Origin of the sequence: Xanthobacter aminoxidans (genome assembly GCF_043193615.1) — a bacterium.
In the GTDB taxonomy this organism is placed as follows: domain Bacteria; phylum Pseudomonadota; class Alphaproteobacteria; order Rhizobiales; family Xanthobacteraceae; genus Xanthobacter; species Xanthobacter aminoxidans.
Window position 1 is genome coordinate 402,446 of record NZ_JBAFUS010000003.1, and the last position, 17,509, is coordinate 419,954.

At 67.3% G+C, this 17,509-nt stretch carries 14 protein-coding genes; 5 read left to right on the forward strand and 9 right to left on the reverse strand.

Annotation, left to right across the window (positions count from 1 at the left end; genetic code table 11):
- Window positions 1-50: 50 nt before the first annotated feature.
- The 5 genes from V5F74_RS17000 to V5F74_RS17020 are packed head-to-tail and all read left to right on the forward strand — an operon-like array spanning window position 51 to window position 5,966.
- Entirely contained in the window at window positions 51-1,658 is a 1,608-nt protein-coding gene (locus tag V5F74_RS17000; protein ID WP_029557049.1) for a thiamine pyrophosphate-binding protein, read from the forward strand.
- A gap of 59 nt (window positions 1,659-1,717) precedes the next feature.
- Window positions 1,718-2,053, forward strand: coding sequence for a hypothetical protein (locus tag V5F74_RS17005; RefSeq protein ID WP_029557048.1), 336 nt, complete (start codon window positions 1,718-1,720; stop codon window positions 2,051-2,053).
- The gene (locus V5F74_RS17010) at window positions 2,050-2,418 is read left to right on the forward strand and encodes a hypothetical protein (protein ID WP_029557047.1); all 369 of its coding nucleotides are present in this window, start codon (window positions 2,050-2,052) and stop codon (window positions 2,416-2,418) included. Before V5F74_RS17005 ends, V5F74_RS17010 begins: the two co-directional genes overlap by 4 nt.
- Window positions 2,419-2,473: 55 nt before the next feature.
- The gene (locus V5F74_RS17015) at window positions 2,474-4,285 is read left to right on the forward strand and encodes a CocE/NonD family hydrolase (protein ID WP_394009370.1); all 1,812 of its coding nucleotides are present in this window, start codon (window positions 2,474-2,476) and stop codon (window positions 4,283-4,285) included.
- The gene (locus tag V5F74_RS17020; protein ID WP_394009372.1) at window positions 4,278-5,966 is read left to right on the forward strand and encodes an NAD-dependent malic enzyme; all 1,689 of its coding nucleotides are present in this window, start codon (window positions 4,278-4,280) and stop codon (window positions 5,964-5,966) included. Before V5F74_RS17015 ends, V5F74_RS17020 begins: the two co-directional genes overlap by 8 nt.
- A gap of 40 nt (window positions 5,967-6,006) precedes the next feature.
- Here the strand turns inward: V5F74_RS17020 and V5F74_RS17025 are convergent, their stop codons facing one another.
- From V5F74_RS17025 to V5F74_RS17065, 9 genes are all read right to left on the reverse strand, one after another.
- Entirely contained in the window at window positions 6,007-7,269 is a 1,263-nt protein-coding gene (locus tag V5F74_RS17025) for a phthiocerol/phthiodiolone dimycocerosyl transferase family protein (protein WP_394009374.1), read from the reverse strand.
- 56 nt (window positions 7,270-7,325) lie between these two features.
- Complete coding sequence (locus tag V5F74_RS17030; protein ID WP_394009376.1) at window positions 7,326-8,876, reverse strand: hydantoinase/oxoprolinase N-terminal domain-containing protein; 1,551 nt, start codon at window positions 8,874-8,876, stop codon at window positions 7,326-7,328.
- Window positions 8,873-9,961, reverse strand: coding sequence for a DUF917 domain-containing protein (locus tag V5F74_RS17035; RefSeq protein WP_394009377.1), 1,089 nt, complete (start codon window positions 9,959-9,961; stop codon window positions 8,873-8,875). The genes V5F74_RS17030 and V5F74_RS17035 overlap by 4 nt, the downstream gene beginning before the upstream one ends.
- A 63-nt stretch (window positions 9,962-10,024) precedes the next feature.
- A complete protein-coding gene (locus tag V5F74_RS17040; RefSeq protein WP_394009381.1) occupies window positions 10,025-11,509 on the reverse strand; it encodes an FAD-dependent monooxygenase in 1,485 nt (494 codons plus the stop codon).
- Between the two features lie 85 nt (window positions 11,510-11,594).
- Window positions 11,595-12,077, reverse strand: a complete 483-nt coding sequence (locus V5F74_RS17045; RefSeq protein ID WP_029557040.1) for a cupin domain-containing protein — start codon at window positions 12,075-12,077, stop codon at window positions 11,595-11,597.
- A 47-nt stretch (window positions 12,078-12,124) separates the two neighbouring features.
- Complete coding sequence (locus V5F74_RS17050) at window positions 12,125-12,628, reverse strand: Spy/CpxP family protein refolding chaperone (protein WP_374251457.1); 504 nt, start codon at window positions 12,626-12,628, stop codon at window positions 12,125-12,127.
- Window positions 12,629-12,677: 49 nt separating this feature from the next.
- Entirely contained in the window at window positions 12,678-13,016 is a 339-nt protein-coding gene (locus tag V5F74_RS17055) for a GCG_CRPN prefix-to-repeats domain-containing protein (RefSeq protein ID WP_250167611.1), read from the reverse strand.
- A 568-nt stretch (window positions 13,017-13,584) separates the two neighbouring features.
- Entirely contained in the window at window positions 13,585-16,500 is a 2,916-nt protein-coding gene (locus tag V5F74_RS17060) for an autotransporter outer membrane beta-barrel domain-containing protein (protein WP_394009385.1), read from the reverse strand.
- A 243-nt stretch (window positions 16,501-16,743) separates the two neighbouring features.
- Window positions 16,744-17,505: a TetR/AcrR family transcriptional regulator gene (locus tag V5F74_RS17065; protein ID WP_394009387.1), complete on the reverse strand. Its 762-nt coding sequence runs from the start codon at window positions 17,503-17,505 to the stop codon at window positions 16,744-16,746.
- Window positions 17,506-17,509: the final 4 nt, after the last annotated feature.

The following is a 17,509-nucleotide window of genomic DNA, read 5'->3' on the forward strand; positions in this document are numbered from 1 at the left end:
AGTACGGCGCACGCCACTCGGCAAGCTCCGGCAAGATCATTGGAGCGAACATGACGACCCGGACCGGTGGCGAGCTCATCCAGGATTTCCTTGAGACTTATGAAATTCCGTTTGTTTTCGGCAATCCCGGAACCACGGAGACGACCTTTCTCGCGGCGGTGGCGGCCTCGAAGGCCACCTATGTGCTGTCGCTGCATGAATCGAGCGCGGTGGGCATCGCCGCCGGCTATGCGCTGATCACCGGCAAGCCGTCCATCGTCAGCCTGCACACCTATCCGGGCCTCGCCAACGGCATGTTCAACATGCGCAACGCGCTCATGTCCGGCGTGCCGCTGCTGGTCATCAACGGGCAGCAGGATTCCCGGTTCCTCATCCACAATCCGGTGCTCGGCGCGCCCAATGTCCAGTTGGCGGAGACCGCCACCAAATATGCCTATGAGGTGACGCGCACGGACGATCTCGCCGTCGCCCTGCAGCGCTGCTACCTGCATGCACGGCTCCAGCCGACCGGCCCCGTCTTCCTCTCCATTCCCATGAACTTCATGCTGGAGGAGACCGAGCATACGACGTTCAAGAAGACGCGCATCATCGAGGATGTGGTGCCACGCTCCATCGGCGAGGTGGCGGACACGCTCAAGGCGTTGCCGGTGGGCAAGCTCGCCATTGTCGCCGATTATGCGGTGGGCGCGGCGCATGGCATCGATGCCATCAGCCGCATCGCGAGCGCCCTCGGCGCCGATATCTATGCCGCGCCCTTCCATGTGCAGGGCACGGTCGATCCGCTGCATCCGAACTTCCGCGGCCAGCTTCCTCCCACCACGAAGGCGATCAACGAGACGCTCGGTCGCTACCACACCATGCTGCTGGTCGGCGAGAAGGTCGACAGCTTCACCTATGATGGCCTCCAGGCCCTGCCGCCTGAATTGCAGGTCATCCAGATCGCGCCGGCGGCCAGCCAGCTGGGCTTCGACTTTCCCTGCGACATGGCGGTGCTCGGCGACATCCGCGCGACACTCGATGCACTGGCGACCGCACTCGGCGCCGACACGGCGCAAGCCGCCGCGCGGACGGTCGACGAGGCAGCTCTGGACGCGAAATATCCCGCTTCGGGAGCGCACGCGAGCGATGCGCTGATCCTGGCGGTGCTGCGCCATCTCGACCGGTCCACCCACGTCATCACGGAAGGCTCGTCCGAGGACGCCATCGTGCAGGACATGGCGGTGAGCCTCGGCTTCCGGAACGTGCATTTCTCGCCGCGTGGCGGCGGTCTGGGCTGGGCCCTGCCGCTGGGCGTCGGCATCGGCCTGGCGAGCGGCCAGCATGCCGCCTGCTTCGTCGGCGATGGGGGCAGCCTGTTCTCCATCCACGCCCTGTGGACGGCGGCGAAGTATTCCATCCCGTCCATCTTCATCTGTTTCGTGAACAACGAATACCGGCTGCTGAAGGACCTGTGGTGCAACGTGATGGGCACGACCATCGCGACCACGCACTTCGTCGGCCTGGACTTCAGCGATCCCGATGTAGACATGCGCAAGATCGCCGAGGGGTTCGGCGCGCGCGTGGAGACGATCGACGTTGTCGAGAGCGTCAGCGACGTGCTCGCCCGCGCGCTCGCGCATCAAGGTCCGAGTTTCCTGATCATCAATCGCGAGCCGTGAGCTGGCGGCGGCGCGGCGCCGCCCGCCGCATCCCATCGAAGCGAAATTGGGAGACATCCGTGTCCGGAGATTTCGAGAAAGAACTGACGCGGCGCGTGTGGACCGACGACGCGTTCGCCGCGCAGGTGGAGAGCGACCCGGTCGGGGCGCTCAAGTCCATGGGCGTCGCGGTGCCGGCCGGCGTCAAGGTGAAGGTGGTGGTGCAGCGGCGCGACCGTGTCTATTTCACCATCCCGCCCGCGCGCGCGCCCCATGCGCCGCCGGCGGCGACGCCGCTCAACCAGATGGACCTGTGGTCCAGCCAGGGCCTGTTCATCTGGCTCGTGCCCGTGGCCGCGAAATTCAAGCTGCTGGCTCTGCGCAATGCGGCCCGCACCGAGGGAGATCAGCCGTGAGCAATGCCGATTTCGTCGAGAAGAATTACGAGCGCATCGCCACCGATCCCGATTACCGCGCAAAGCTCCTCGCCGACCCCGTCGGTGTGGTCTGCGCGGAGTTCGGCTACACGCCGGGCCCGGATTTCAGGATCGAGATCGTCGAGCAGGTGGAAGACACCATCGTCATCATGGTGCCCCCGAAGCCGGAGGCCGGAGCGGACCTGGAGCAGGCGCTCACCGCGGTGACGGAACGGGTCTTCGACCTGCTCTTTTCGTCCGGCATCGGCGGCTTCTTCATCCCGGACGATAGGCAGAAATGGATGGTGCGCGAAATGCGCCTGGCCGCGCAGAAGAAGACCGGCCTCGACATCTCTCAATTGTAGGGCGCCCCGTGCCGCGGCCTGACGCGGCGGGCTTGGAAACCGGGGGAGAACGCACATGACGGCCAAGAACGGGAAGCCGGGCTTCTGGGATAATCTCATCGCGCCGAAGGGCGGCCTGTTCGGCCCGCAGCTCGCCGGCTGGACGCCGGGACGCGCCGCGAAGTCGGGCCTCGGCTGCCGCGTCCTCGCGGACCAGATGGTCGAGGTCGCCCCATCCGTCAGCCTTGCGGCCGATGTCTACGTGCCCAAGGCACCGGGCCGCTATCCGGCGGTCATCTGCTTCGCGGCCTATTCCAAGGAGTTGCAGGCAGCCGGCGTGCCGGCCGGCAACAACGAGACCGGCAGCCCGCCGATCTTCACCGATCACGGCTATGCCCATGTCATCGTCACCCGCCGCGGCATGGGCCGCTCGGGCGGCGCCGATGCCGTCTATCTCAACGACACGGACGTGGAAGACCACGCCAAGGTCATCGCCTGGGCCGCCGCCCAGCCCTGGTGCGACGGGCAGGTGGTGCTGTTCGGCACCTCCTATTACGGGCTGACCCAGCCGCAGGTGGCGCGGCTGCGCCCGCTGGCCCTGAAGGGCTTCTTCACCAACGAGATGTGCACGGATTACTTCCGCCACATCGCCATGTTTGGCGGCGCGCCGCAGCCGGATTTCTTCTCGCTCTGGATGGGCGCGAACTTCACGCCCCTGCAGTTCAGGCTGTATCTGCCACCACTGCTGCGCGCGGTGATGAGCCACATCACCAACTCGCCCCTCAAGCACGTGTGGTGGCCACAGCTGAAGAAGCGCATGACGCGGATCATGAGGACCTTCCAGCGGGAGGTGCCGGCGCTCCAGACGCGCCGCCTGTTCGCCGCCCTCATGCTCGACGGCAAGACCCGGGCGACGAGCGTGCTGCCGTCCGGTCCGTCCGGCGCGCTGGGGGACATCGAGATGCCGTTCGTGGTGGTGCAGAATGCCGGTTACCTCAACCTGCACCAGTTCGGCGCCTACGACCTGTTCGAGAATGCCGGCACGCCGAAAGATCACCGCTGGCTCATCATCGGCCCCGCGACCTATGACCTGCCGGTCTATGCCTGGCAGTTGGAGGCGCTCGCCTTCTTCGACCATCTCGTCTACGGCGCGGACAACGGCTATGCCGCCCAGCCGCGGGTGCGATACTGGACGGAAGGCGCCAAGGAGTATCGCAGCGCGCCCGACTGGCCGCTGCCCGGCAGCACGGCGCTCCGCCTCTACCCAGCCTCCAATGGCGCCGACGCCGCAACCCACCGCCTCGACAACGCGCCGGGCGGGGGCGGGACGAACCGATGGGCGGCGGTGCCCCTCGGCGCCATCGTGACGGCGGGTTTCGACGAGGTGGAGACCCAGCGCCTCACCTTCGAGCTGCCGATAGAGGAGGAGACGGAGCTGACCGGCCCGGTGACGCTGAGCCTCTCCTTCAGCTCCAACGAGATCGATTCCTACGTGGTGGCCCGCACCGGCATCGTCTCGGCCGACGGCGGCTACCAGATCCTGTCCATGGGCGCGATCCGCCCTGCCTGCCGCAGGATCGACGCGGCGCGCTCTACTGCGACCGAGATCGCCATCGACATCGACCAGCCCGAGCCGCTCACCCCCGGCGTCCCGGTGACGCTGCGCTTCAGCCTCACGCCGCAGCCCGTGGTGCTGAAGCCAGGCGAGCGGCTGCGCCTCGACATCGCCAGCCGCACCGATCTCCTGCGCAGCGACGTCAGCCACGGGCACGCGCAGTTCGACATGCAGGTGCCGCCCTATTACGCGCGCAACACCCTCCATTACGGACCTGACACCTACATCGAACTCGCCCGGGCCGGCGAGTGCAGGAGCGATCTTTATGTCTGAAGCGACCCCCGCGCTCGTATCCACCGCGTTGAGCGGGTACGAACTGCTGGCCGACCCCCAGCTCAACAAGGGCACGGCCTTCTCCGAGGAAGAGCGCGACGCCTTCCATCTGCACGGATTGCTGCCGCCGCATGTCTCGACCCTGGACGAGCAGATCTACCGCGCCCTCCAGTCGCTGCGCCAGTTCGAGACCGATCTCGAACGCTATGCCTTCCTGCGCGAGTTGCAGGACATCAACGAGACCCTGTTCTACGCGACGCTGGTCGGGAACCTGGAAGAGCTGCTGCCCATCGTCTACACGCCGACCGTCGGCGCCGGCTGCCAGCAGTTCAGCCGCCTCTACCACAAGCCGCGGGGCCTGTTCCTCAGCATTCCGCACCAGTCAAGGCTCGACCAGATCTTCGCTCAGCCGCGCTTCGACGCGGTGGAGGCGATCGTCGTGACCGATGGCGAGCGCATCCTGGGGCTGGGAGACCAGGGGGCGGGCGGCATGGGCATCCCCATCGGCAAGCTCGCACTCTATTCGGGCTGCGGCGGCCTGCATCCGGCGACCACCCTGCCGATCCTGCTCGATGTCGGGACCGACAATGCCGACTGCCTCGCCGATCCGCTCTATGTGGGCTGGCGCCACGAGCGGGTGCGGGGGCAGGCGTATGACGACTTCATCGAGGCATTCGTCTCAGCCGTCATCCGGCGCTGGCCCAAGGTTCTCCTGCAATGGGAGGATTTCGCCAAGGGCAATGCGACGCGCATGCTGGAGCGCTATCGCGACCAGCTCTGCACCTTCAACGATGATGTCCAGGGCACGGCGGCGGTGGCGACCGGCACCTTGCTGGCGGCCATCAACGTCACCGGCGTGCCACTGACCGAGCAGCGGGTGGCAGTGTTCGGCGCCGGTTCGGCCGGCTGCGGCATCGCCGGCCTGATCCGCTCTGCCATGTGCGATGCCGGCTTGTCGGAAAGCGAGGCGGCGGCGCGCTTCTTCATGGTGGACCGTGATGGGCTTCTGACCGAAGACATGCCCGGCCTCGCGTCCTTCCAGGCGCCCTTCGCCCAGAACCGGGCGGCAATCGAAGGCTGGACGCTCGACCATCCCGACACGATTGCGCTCCTCGACGTGGTGCGCAATGCACGGCCGACCGTGCTGATCGGCGTCTCCGGCCAGGCGGGCGCCTTCGGCGAGCCGGTGGTGCGCGCCATGGCCGCGTGCAACCCGCGGCCGGTCATCTTTCCTCTGTCGAACCCCACCTCGCGCGCGGAAGCGACGCCGGCGGATATCGAGGCCTGGACCGACGGGCGGGCTCTGGTGGGCGTCGGCAGCCCGTTTCCCCCGCTCCCGCGCGACGGCACCCGCTTCAAGGTGGACCAGACCAACAATTCCTACATCTTTCCCGGCGTTGGCCTCGGCGTTCTGGCGGTCGGCGCCAGCCGCGTGACGGATGGCATGTTCATGGCGGCAGCGAAGGCGCTGGCAGACGCGTCGCCGGCGCGCGACAACCCGAAGCACAATCTTCTGCCTCCGGTGAGCGCCCTGCGCGAGGTCGCGGCCAAGGTCGCCCTCGCGGTCGCGATGCAGGCGCACCGGGAAGGCGACGCCCCCGACGTCAAAGTCGATCAGATCCAGCAGCGCTTGCGTGCCAAGATCTGGACACCGCGTTACGTTCCGCTCGCTGCGAAGTAGACGTAACCTCGCACCCGCGCCCCGCGCGGGTGCGGGGTCTCTATTGTTCGCAGACCGAATCGAGCCTCCTGACGAAGCCGTCCGAGATGGCGCGGATCGTTGCAGGAGTGGCGAACGTTTCCACATAGACGATGTTGGCGATCAGCGTGCCGTCATAGACCGACACGGAGACATTCGGGAATTTCTTCATCCAGCCCAAGGCATACTCGAATCCGGTCACGGCCAACCGCTCGAGAGGCCAGTGAAACTGCACCGTCTGGATATCGGAAACATTGATGGCGACCGGCGCCTGCTGTGGGCTGCCGAATGCCTTGGGATAATTGATGTAGTCGTGAAAAATGCTGCCGTTGGCCAGTCCCTGATGGACATCGTCAAAGATGAAGCGGGCGATCTCGATCATGGGCCGGTCGAGGTCGGGGACGGGCGTGATGTGCCCGGTGATGGCGGTGAAGACCAGTTCGGGGGAAACGTGGGGCTCGAGCCGCCGGCGCATGTCCACCGATGATCGCATGAGAATCTGACGCGGGTGTCCGTCCGCGATATCACCTATGGCGAGCGCGAACGCGGCCAGCAGCAGCGCGTGCACGGAAGAGCCGGTGGCATGGCTCGCCTCCTTGATCCGATGCACCGCGTCCGCCCCGATCACGACCCGCTCGAGCCGATGGGTCACGGGGCCGCCATCATGGGGCGCGGCCATGGGAATCTCGGCGAACACTCCGGAATAGGAAGACGGCGGCGCATCCGTTCCAAGCGCCGCCAGGCTGCGGCTCACGGCTTCATCGACCGGGGTCGGGAACGGCTGCACGCCGAGGGCCGGGGCCTCGCCGCGCACGACGCAATCGCACATGTGGGCGAGACAGGAATGCAGCTCGATCAGCGAGATCGCGTCCGTGATCGCATGGGATGTGAGCATGAAGACATCGAGCGCGTCATCGGCGGCGATGACGTGGATGGCATAGAGGGTCTTTCCGGTGTCGAGGTCGGCGTTCAGCAGCTGGGCGTAGAGGGGCTCGGCGGAGCAGCTGTCGGCGGGCAACCAGGCCTCGATCGCCGATCGGTCATCGGACCGCTCCACGAAATACCCGTCCTCGACCACCGAGCGCAGGATTCCATATCGCGCTTCGAGATGCGCGACGGCCGCCTCGAACTGGGCCCTGCCGATCGTTCCGGAGATGCTGCTGCGGCTCACCACGATCATGCGCGTGGCGATGTAGATCAATTCCGTTGGCGAGGCTTCGCGATACACGCGCCGATCCGCCGGGCCCTGTCCGGCCGGCGTCGCTTCATCGAGATCATTGTGCATGTGCGGTTCCTTTAAGCAGGTCAGATCGGCGCCCGCTGGCCATCCGTCCCCCTGCGCTACCCGGCGAGCCGCGCGATCTCGCCGATGACACGCACGCGCACGCGGCGCGCATTGCCGGGGAGATAGGCGATCGGAATGTCCTCCACGTCGAGCGTCTGAACGCTGCCCACTTCGGCGCCCGCCTCGATCGCCCGCCGCGTCGCCTCCCGGCGCGCTTCATCGAGCGCCGCGTCGCGCTCGACACCGGAGAAGATGCGGTCCACCTCGCCGCTCACCTGCGCAATGGCGGCGCCCACCGCATTGGCCACGGCATGGTGCTCGATACGCACCACCTCCGAGACGCCCTCCATGTGATCGGGCACCAGAAAGCTCCCGCCGCCCACCGCGATGAGGGGTATAGGCGCGGCATCGGTCTTCATGCGGTCCACCACCTCCGCAACCATGTGTTCCATGTGTCGGAGGCTGTCGGCCACCAGGGGGCGGGGCAGCCTGCCCACGAGGCCCGGCTCTCCCAGCGCGATCCGTCCGGCCGCGACCGCGATGTCCGTGGCGGTCAGCGTATCGCCTCCGAAGCACAGCGCCTTTTCCGGCAGCCGGAAGCCGACGCTGCCTGGACCGATCCGGCGCCCGTCATCCGCGATCTCCGTGCCGCCGCCGAGGCCGATGGAGATCAGGTCCGGCATGCGAAACAGGGTGCGCACCCCGCCGATCTCGACCATCGCATTGGCCTGGCGCGGAAACCCACCCTTGAGGCAGCCCACGTCGGTGGTGGTGCCACCCACATCCACCACCAGCGCGTCGGTCAGGCCCGAAAGGAAGGCGGCGCCGCGCATGCTGTTGGTGGGACCGGAGGCGAAACAATAGACGGGATGGCGCTCCGCCACCGCCCCCTGCACGATGGTGCCGTCATTCTGCGTGAGATAAAGCGGCGCCGTGATGCCGCTCTCGCGCAGCGCCCGCACGAAGGCGGCGGCGGTGCGCTGGGCAAGCCCCTGCAGCCCGGCATTCAGCAGCGCCGCATTCTCCCGCTCGAGCAGGCCGATCCGCCCGATCTCGTGGGAGAGCGTGATGCGGGCCGCGGGCATCACCTCCCGCACGATCTCGGCGGCCTCGCGCTCGCAGGCATCAGTGAGCGGCGAGAACACGCTGGTGATGGCGACTGAGCTGATGCTGCTCTCCGCGATGCGCTGCGCCTCGCGCCGCACGGCCGCGCGATCCAGCGGCACCAGGGTCCGCCCGTCATATTCGTGACCGCCCGCCACCATGTGGATGCTTCCCCGCATGGCTGCCGCGAGGTCCTTCGGCCAGCCGATGAAGGGCGGCAGGCCGGCATTGGCGGGCAGGCCGATGCGCAGCGCCGCGACCCGGTCCAGATGGCGGCGCTCCACCACGGCATTGGTGAAATGCGTGGTGCCGATCATCACCGCTTCGATCCGCTCCAGGGCCGGATGGCCTGCAGCCGCGGCCACCAGATCCACCAGCGCCCGGCGCACGCCGTCCGCGACATCGACGGTGGTCGGTCGCTTCAGCGCGGCGAGCACCTTGCCGCCTTCGAGCAGGACGGCATCGGTATTGGTCCCGCCGACGTCTATTCCGATGCGGCTCATGCCGGCTCCTCCCCGAAGACGCTGTGGAAGTCCACGTCATGGCCGAAGGCGCGCGGGCCGACATGCCGCAGCCCCTCCGCGCTGCGATGGATCGGCTGCGACGGTAGGGCGATGACCGTGACCCTCTGGCCGTAGCGCAGGCTCTCCGTGCCGATGGCCTCGCCGGAGAGGGTGTCGAGCACGCAGATCAGGTCCGGCGTCGTGACGATCACCGCGCCGTCGCGCCGCCCGATGGTGAACTCGTTCTGGAAGGCGATGTCGAAGGAGGCGCCGGCATCCTCGCCGAGGCCCGCGAGGATGAGGGAGCCGCGCAGGAAGCCCTCGGTGGTGCGCCGCTGCACATCCATCACCTTGCCGGTGAACAGCCGCTTGCCGCCGGCGGCGGCCACGGTCGCCTCGACCGGATCCTCATGCGCCGTCTTCGCCCGGCGCACCTCGCGCCCCAAAGCGATGGCGTGCGACAGGCTGCGCAGGACCGCGTGACGCTTCACCTCCGCGCCGGTGCGCGGGGCCTGGCAGGTGGTCGCGACCGATCCGTATTCCGTGCAGACCCTGCGCCTCACGCGCTCCATCTCATGCCAGCCGGACGCGGTGGGGATGATGACGTCATTGTCGCGGATGTCGGAAACGACGTGCGGGACCATCTGCAGCCCGGCGATCGAGAAGGTCTGCATCTGGGCCTCGGGGTAGGCCCGCCCCATGGCGTCCGCATCCACCACCGGCAGGCCCGATGCCGCGGCGACGAGAAGTGGCTGGAACGCGTTGCAGCCGCCGATCTCCACCGTCATCACGGCGCGGAAAGGCCGGCCCAGGAAAGCCTCCATGATGCGAACCGGCTTCAAGGCGAAGGCGGCATCGGTCATCCGCTCCTGGAACACCAGCGGCGCGCCCATGGTCGAGACCACGGCGACGACGTCGTCATCGGCCAGTTCGTCCGGGTCGAGCAGGGCGATCCGGCCGCCGTCCTCATAGAATTGCCGGGCGACGAGGTGGGAGGCATAGGGCGACCCGCCGCCTCCGGTCCCGAGAATCCAGGCGCCGATGGCCAGCAGGTCAAGCTCTTCCGCATCGAGGAGGCGAGGCATCGCAAGTCCTTCAGCTGTGAAGCGAACGGTCGTTTCGCCCGCCGCAGCCATTCGGGGATGGTTTCACGCGAGGGGCGGGCACTGCTCCGCCCCGATCCGCTGGAGATAGGGCACGAGGTCCTGCCAGTCCGCGTCCTCCACCTGGGCTGCGAGGTAGCCGTCCGGCCGGACCAGCGAGACGAAAGCTCCGCCGTCAGATCGAGGCGACGCAGCGGCCACGAGCTGGGGAAAGCGCGCGGCGAGTTCGGCCGCGCCGGCACCGCCGCACGCGGTGAACAGCGGCGTGTCGCCCGCGCCGAACGGCGTTTCGCCCGCCACCGGCGGCACCCGCGCGCCCGCCTTCGCTTCGCCTTGGCAGGGTCCGTTGAGCGGGCTGTCCGGATAGCCGATGGAGACTTCCGCCATCAGCCCCGTGATGGCCCGCCGCACCGGCGAAAGCCCCATCACGATATGGGCGACGAAGTCGCGCACATGCTGCAGCGTGTGGTCGGCCAGCGTGCCGATCCGGGTCATGCGCCCCGAGGCCGCGATCACCATCGCGCCGACCGGGCGGCGTTCCAGATCATAGCTCTCCAAAAGCGCCGGCGCGCTGGCGATGCCGCGGATCACGAGGGCCAGCTTCCACGCCAGATTGATGGCGTCCTGCATGCCGGTGTTCATACCCTGCCCGCCGGCCGGGCTGTGGATGTGAGCCGCATCGCCGGCGAGGAAGACCCGCCCGGACCGATAGTTCTCCACCTGCCGCTCGTTGATGCGGAAGGCGCTGACCCATTCCGTCCCGGTGAGGGTGATGCCCCCGGGGCCACGGGCGTCAACCATCTTCTGGAACGCCTCCTGGTCCAGCGCGACGGGCGGCGTTGCGCTTGAGGGGCCGAGGCTGGTGATGATGCGCGCGCGGTCGGGCGCCATGGGGAAGAACAGCAGTGGCCCGTCCTCGTGCCACAAGATGGCCATCTGCGAGGAGGGAAAGGGATACCCGCTCAGGTGAAAGTCACCCTGCGTCCAGTCGAGGCCGAGGGTATCGCCCAGGAAGTCGAGGCCGAGGTGATGGCGCACGACGCTGTGCGCGCCGTCGCAGGCCACCAGATAGGCATATGGCTCGGTGCGCTCCGTGCCGTCGGGCTCCCTCATGCGGGCGGAGAGGCCATCCTCGTCCTGCTCGAAACCGAGGAGCTCGACGCCGAGGTCGGGCGTGACGCCGTGAGCTGCGAGGTGACGCCGCAACACGGCTTCGGTGTCGTACTGCGGCACCATCAGCGCAAACGGATAGGGTGAAGGAATCTGGTCGAGCGACAGCGAGGCCACCGGACGGCCACCCGACAGGATGTTGGCAACGGTGACCTTGTTGCCCATGGCGATGATGTCCGCCGCCGCCCCGGAGCGGTCGAGCAGTTCCAGCGTTCGTGGCCACACCGCGACGGCCCGGGACGTGTGGGTCGCCTCGGGGACCTTGTCGATGATCCGTACCGGGACGCCGTATCGGGCCAGTTCCAGGGCCATTGTCAGGCCGACCGGCCCCGCGCCGGCGATGAGCACCGGATCCTTCATCCTGTCCTCCCCCTGATGTTGTGCTTCGGCCCGCCTAGCGGGGCGAACCTCGATCTTGCGTCGATGGTGGCTGCGCGGCGGCGCATTATTCCGTGGGCTGATCGTTCCTGTTGACGGGCGGCCCCAGGAATTCCACGTGCCATTTCAGCCCGAAGGCATTGAGCGCGGCCTGGTCGGGGATGCCATCGTGCATCACGCCGGCCAGCTCGGTGAAGAAGGCTGCCGCATCAAGCGCCGGAGCCATGAGGATGTACTGGCGCGCGGGCTTGTCGGTCACGTTGCAGAAGCCGTGCTCGACCCCACCGGGAATGCTCACCACGTCACCGGCCTCGGCATAGAAGCGCTGGCCGTCCGCCTCATAGAGATACCGGCCCTCGATGACGCGGAAGATCTCCGCCTCGCGGTGGCGATGCCGGGGCGGACCCGCGCCGGGGGCATTGATGGTCTCGATGAAGCAGAACTCGCCCGAACTCGCCGCCGGCGGCATGCGCACGAACAGGTCGAGCCCGATGGCGGGGATCTTGATGGGCGCTTCGGTTCCTTTCGAATGCAGGAACGAGATGGGCATGGGAGCCTCCGTGAGACCGCAGGTGATGGGATGATATCGATTTGATCCTAGTTTTCTTCCTCGAACAGCCAGATCTCGGCGGTGGGCTGGGGCAGGCCGCCGGTGCCTTCGCGCAGTCCGAGGAAGGCGGGGATGCGCCGCTGCTGCTCCGGCGTGAGAGACGCGATGAGAGGCTTCAGCGCGGCTGTCACGGTCTTGAGGTCCCGCGCCCGCAGCGCCTCGGCATCGGCGATGCGGTCCAGGATCTCGACGAAATCAGCCGGCGGAGGCGCCTTTGCCCGCTCGGCCCGGCGCTCGGCGGACAGCTTCGCCACCGCGCGGATGGCGGCCTCCACCGGCGGCCAGAGCTTCTGCTGTTCGGGACTGAGGGTCATCACCGTCTTCAGCGCGAGAAGGCGCGCCTCGAGCACGGCCTGGGCATCCGCCGCGCTGTAGAGTTCCACGACGGGCGGCGCCGGCGGCGCGCCGGCCGGCGGTGCCGTCTGGGCCTGCGCTGCGGGCATGGCGATGAGAAGAGCGCCCGTCAGGGCGGCCACAAGAGTGCAGTTCATGGTCAGGATCTTCCGTGTCGCTGGATTTGAGAGGAGACGGCCGTTGCCGTCACTGCCATCCGCCACCGGGCAGCCGACCGTGATAGGGGGTGTCGCGGCAGTGGCCCCACGGCCCGTGCCAGTAGCCCGGAGGGCAGCCATTGCCGAAGTAGCCGTAGGCGGGGGGCAGGTCGTAGACCCACCCGCCGCCCGGCACGCGGCCGGTATAGGGGGTGTCACGACAATGCCCCCACGGCCCACGCCACCAGCCCGGACCGCAACCTTGGGCGATGGGGGTCACGACGGCGGACTCTGGCACGGGAGGGCGCGCCAGAGGCATCGCCGAGGCCGGCAGCACCGCCAGCGTACCGAGCCACAGGCCGGAAATCAGTCCGAAGGTGTTTCGCATGGGATCACTCGCAGTGAGACGTCCCGGGCCTCGAAGATCGCAGCCCGCACCAAGGGGCCCCTTTGCGGACCCGGTGCCAGGGAATTATCTCCACCGCGCTCACGGCGCATCGACAGAACTGGTGATGCGCCCTGTCGTCTCCCGGCGCTCCGGCATCAAAACAGCCGCGACCATCGGCGCCACCGGGGGCCGAGGCCGAATAGATCAAGCTAGATTCAGATCCGCACAATCGAGGTGCGGATCTGCATCAGCGGCGATCAGGTGTTGAGCTGTCCCCCATGGAGCCTGCCTTCTCGTGAACCTCGTTTATGGTGCGCTCACGTTTATGGCGAGCAGGACCAGCATATCGGATTCGCAAATATACTGCCCATCAATTGATGGTATCTGACTTGATACATACTTGAATCACACGCGGAAATATCAAGAATTACAATGTTCAGCCAACCCCATCGACCATCGAATGGGAGTTAAGTTGCTCAAGGGAGGTCAATTTACGCGACCACAGCCCTAGGCGGCGGAGCAGGCCGACGCCGCGGGTGCCGTGGCGGGGGATCTCCGCATCCCGCCGCTAGAAGCGCCAGGCCAGATTGGCCTGGACGGCATTGACCGTCACGCTGTCTGCGAACTGGCCGACATAGGCCATGCCGAAGCGGACCTGTTCGCCGATGCGCAGGTCGGCGCCTACTTTCACCAGCGCGGTGTTCTGCGCCAGCGGCACGCCGGCGACGGTGAAGTTCGCGCTCGGGACGCTGAGGAAGGCGAGCCGGGCATCGGGGGTGAGGTCGCCGAAGGCATATTGCCAGGCGAGCGAGGCATGGGGCTCCAGCGCCATGCCGCGTGACAGCTCCACGGTGCTCGCCAGCCGCAGGCCGAGCGAGGAGTAGCCGACGCCCATCGAGTTGGACGCACCGAACAGGCCGGCCGATGCGCCCGTCTCGGTGAAGCCGTCGGTGTTCAAGTGGACGTAGGCAAGGCCCGCGAAGGGCTCCAGCGCCAGCTGCTGGACGGCGAAGCCGTAGCCGACCTCTGCGAACACCTGCCCGGTCCCGCCGGAATAATCGGCGTTCGCCCGCTGGAAGAAGCCGGGATAGGCGATGGTGCGCGAAGCGTCGATCTGGTTGAAGGCGTAGCTGGCGGCAAGGCGCAGCTTCCATGGCCCGGAGCTGGTGCCCGCATAAAGCGCGACCAGCATGCTGTCGGTGTTGGACTGGCTCGCCAGCGCATCCATCTGCGCATTGGAATGCGTGTAGCCGATCGCAGCGCCGAGCATCCAGTTCTCGACCTTCACGTCAGCGCCGGAAATGATCCCGCCGATGTTGGCATCGACGTCGGCGGTGTCGCGGCCGCCGCCATAGGCGCTCCACCCGCCGAAGGCCTGCGCCCAGATGGTGCCGTTGAACGCGGGTTCGGCGGAAGGCTGCGCTTTGGCGGGGAATGGCACGCCGGACGTGGTCGGCGCGGCATAGGCGAGCGCCGGCCCGCCAAAGCCGAGCGCGGCCGTCGGGCCGCCCTGGCCGGCATAGGAGCCCTGGCGCAGGCGTCCCAGCAATGCGTCGCGGCTGTACGCGCTGTCGCCCAAGAGAACGGTCTTCGTGCTGGCATAGGCCTCGCCGGAGAGGGCGGTAAGCGCGCCGGGCAGTTCGGCCACGGTGAGGCCGTAGAGCGGGCTGAGCGCCGTGGGAAGAGTCGTCAGCAGGCCGTTGGTGGTGGTGTTGATGACGCGATCGAGGGCACCGCCGACCGCGCGCTGGTTCGGCGTGTTGCCCGCCTTGCCGGCGAGATCGGCCGCGACCGTCATGGTCACCGCGTTCGGGGCATAGGCCACGCTCGCGTCGAACAGCGCCGGCAGGCCGGGGGTGACCACATGATCGAAGGTGCCGGTGATGCCGTCGGTGGCGACGATGAGCGTCGTGGTCGGGGCGAAGCTGGTGTCGAGGAAGGACGCCTGCAGCGTGCCGTCGAGCCGTATGGTGCCCGTCACCTCCAGGAAGTCGCTGCCCTTGTCCGTCACGCGCGCGGCGTAGGTGCCCGTCGCGGTCTGCACGAAGGTGCCGCTGAGGAGGTGGGTGATGGTCGGGCCGGTGCCGCTGACGCCGAGCCAGCCGGCGTTCTCGAATCTCTTGTCCGGCCCCGCCGTCGCAGCCAGCCGGCCATCGATGATGCCCGCGTTCACGATCACGGTGCCATGGCTGTCCGGGCCCGTGCGCAGGGCATCGGCCTCGACCGTGGTCTTCAGGATCCCGTAGTTCAGGAAGGTGCCGTAATCGCCATGCAAGTCCACCGCCGCCCCGGCGATGCCGGTGGCGGTGATGGTGCCCTTGTTGGTCAGCACGCCATAGGTCTCGCCACGCATGCCGATGCCGCCGTTGCCGGTGACATTGATGGTGCCGCTGTTGATGATGTCGTCACCCTTCATGCCCGACAGAGCGGCGGCATTTTCGCCCGCGAAGTTCAGGGTCCCGATGTTGCGGATCGGGTTGTACATGCCGGGAATGGTGGCGATGAAGCCGTTTATGGTGGTCGTGCCGCCCGCGGTCGAGACATAGATGCCCACGACATTGTCGCCATAGGCCGAGTTGGACGACACGACTGCCCCGGGGATGTCGATCTCGTACCAGGTCACGACGCCGAGGGCGTCGATGTGCATGACCGCGGGATGCACCACGCCGTCCGCCGTCACCCAGTTGGTGACGAGGTTGTACTCGCCGGAGCGGCCGGCCCCGGTGATGCCCTCGAAATGGGTCGCGACGGCGCCGGGGTGGTCGTAGGTCTGATAGGTGCCGGTGGTCTGGTCGTAGATGTAGCCGTGCTCGGCGTGCAGCCCGCCGCCGACCTCGACCTCGCCATAGCCGCCGGCGATCTTGTCGCCGTAGATGCCATAGGCGGTGGTGCTGACCGCGCCTGGTATGTTGTTGGTGGTATAGGTTTTTGTGTCGATATTGTAGATGAAGGCGTTACCGGTCGCGAGCCGGGTGTCGTAGTCGCCGACCACCTGGTTGCCGAAGTTGCTGTGGGCAATGGTGTAGAGCGTGTCGGCGCCCGGATAGGCCAGCGGCGTCAGCGTCTGCCCCGGCGCCGCGGCGGCGTCGTAGAGATAGCTGAGGTCATACGGGGCCGACGTTTCGGTCTGATAGCTGCCCACCACACGCAGGATGCCGCCGGGGGTTCCGAAGCTCGGCCCGTAGGGCGACGAACCGATGGCGCCGGGATAGTTGACCCCGTTGTTGGTGGTTTCCGGCATGGGCGACCAGGTGCGGCTGGTCATGTTGTAGTAGAGGCCGCCGGTCTCGGTGCTGCCGGGAATGGTGTAGTTGCCGACGATGTTGTCGCCGCGAATGCCGGTGAGGAACGTCCCGTTCGTCCCGTAATTCAGCGTCTCATAGGTCGTCGGCGAAGACGGCAGGGGCTCGGCCAGCGCGCTCTGCGCAAGGCTGCCGGCACCCAGGCCCATGGCGACGAGCCCGAGTGCGCGTGTGCGCGACACGTCGCAAAAAAACGATCGAATTGTCATGAAATGCCCCGCCGCCCTGGCTCAGGGCAATGGCAGGCTATCCCAGGGTAACTGGAATAGCTATTTCACATTTCGATCTTGTTTCGCCGGAGCAATCCCCGCGCAAGCCACGGTTTGTCGCGTACTTCCAGCGCCGACATGGTGCCCCCGCGCTGCTCGATCGAAATTCATGCAGAGGCGGAGGCAGGGCACCAAGGCGCCCTGAACCGGCTGCAATCAGCCTCGTCGAGGCTCGAAGCCGAAGCGTAGCGGGCGCACGATCTGCTCCGCCAGCGCCTCGCGGTCCGCGGCCGTCTCGCCGGCCTTGGGGCGATACCAGATCGACATCCAGTTGATGGCGCCGAGGGCAGCCTTGATGGTGATTGAGGGAGATTCGCTTATCGCGCTGCCGTCTTCCAGAGCCGTGTCGAGCATGGATCGAAACAAGCGTTCGTAACGACGGCGCATGTCCATCACGGCATCAAGGGTGCGCCGCTGGGCCGGGGTGGTGGCCGCCAGCCGGTGCATGTGCACGCCCTGCACCACAACCGCGATGTAGGTATGGTTCTCCATCGACGCCAGCGCGTGTGCCTTGAGCATTCGAGCAAGGCGCGAGCCGGCCGTGCCCGGCATCGCCGACGCCGTCTCCACCGCGGCGAACAGGCGGTCCATGCCCTCGCGGTGCACGTCGAAGAAGAGGTCCGTCTTCGAGGCGTAGTAATGATAGATGCGGCCCTTGGTGGCGCCGAGGCGGCGCGCCACGTCGTCGATGCTCGTGGCGGAGAAGCCCTGCTCCATGAAGCACGCGGCCGCCGCCTCGAGGATGTCGGCATTGCCGGTGCCGTCGCTCCGGATCTCCAGCGTGCTCCCGCCCGCCATCGCTTCGCCCGCCGTGCCGGCGCCCGTCTTGCCCGTGACTGCCTTAGTCGTCGCCGTCTTGCCCGAGACCGTCTTGCCCGTGCCCGTCTTGGCTTTGCCAGCGTTGCCTTTTCCTGCCATGTCC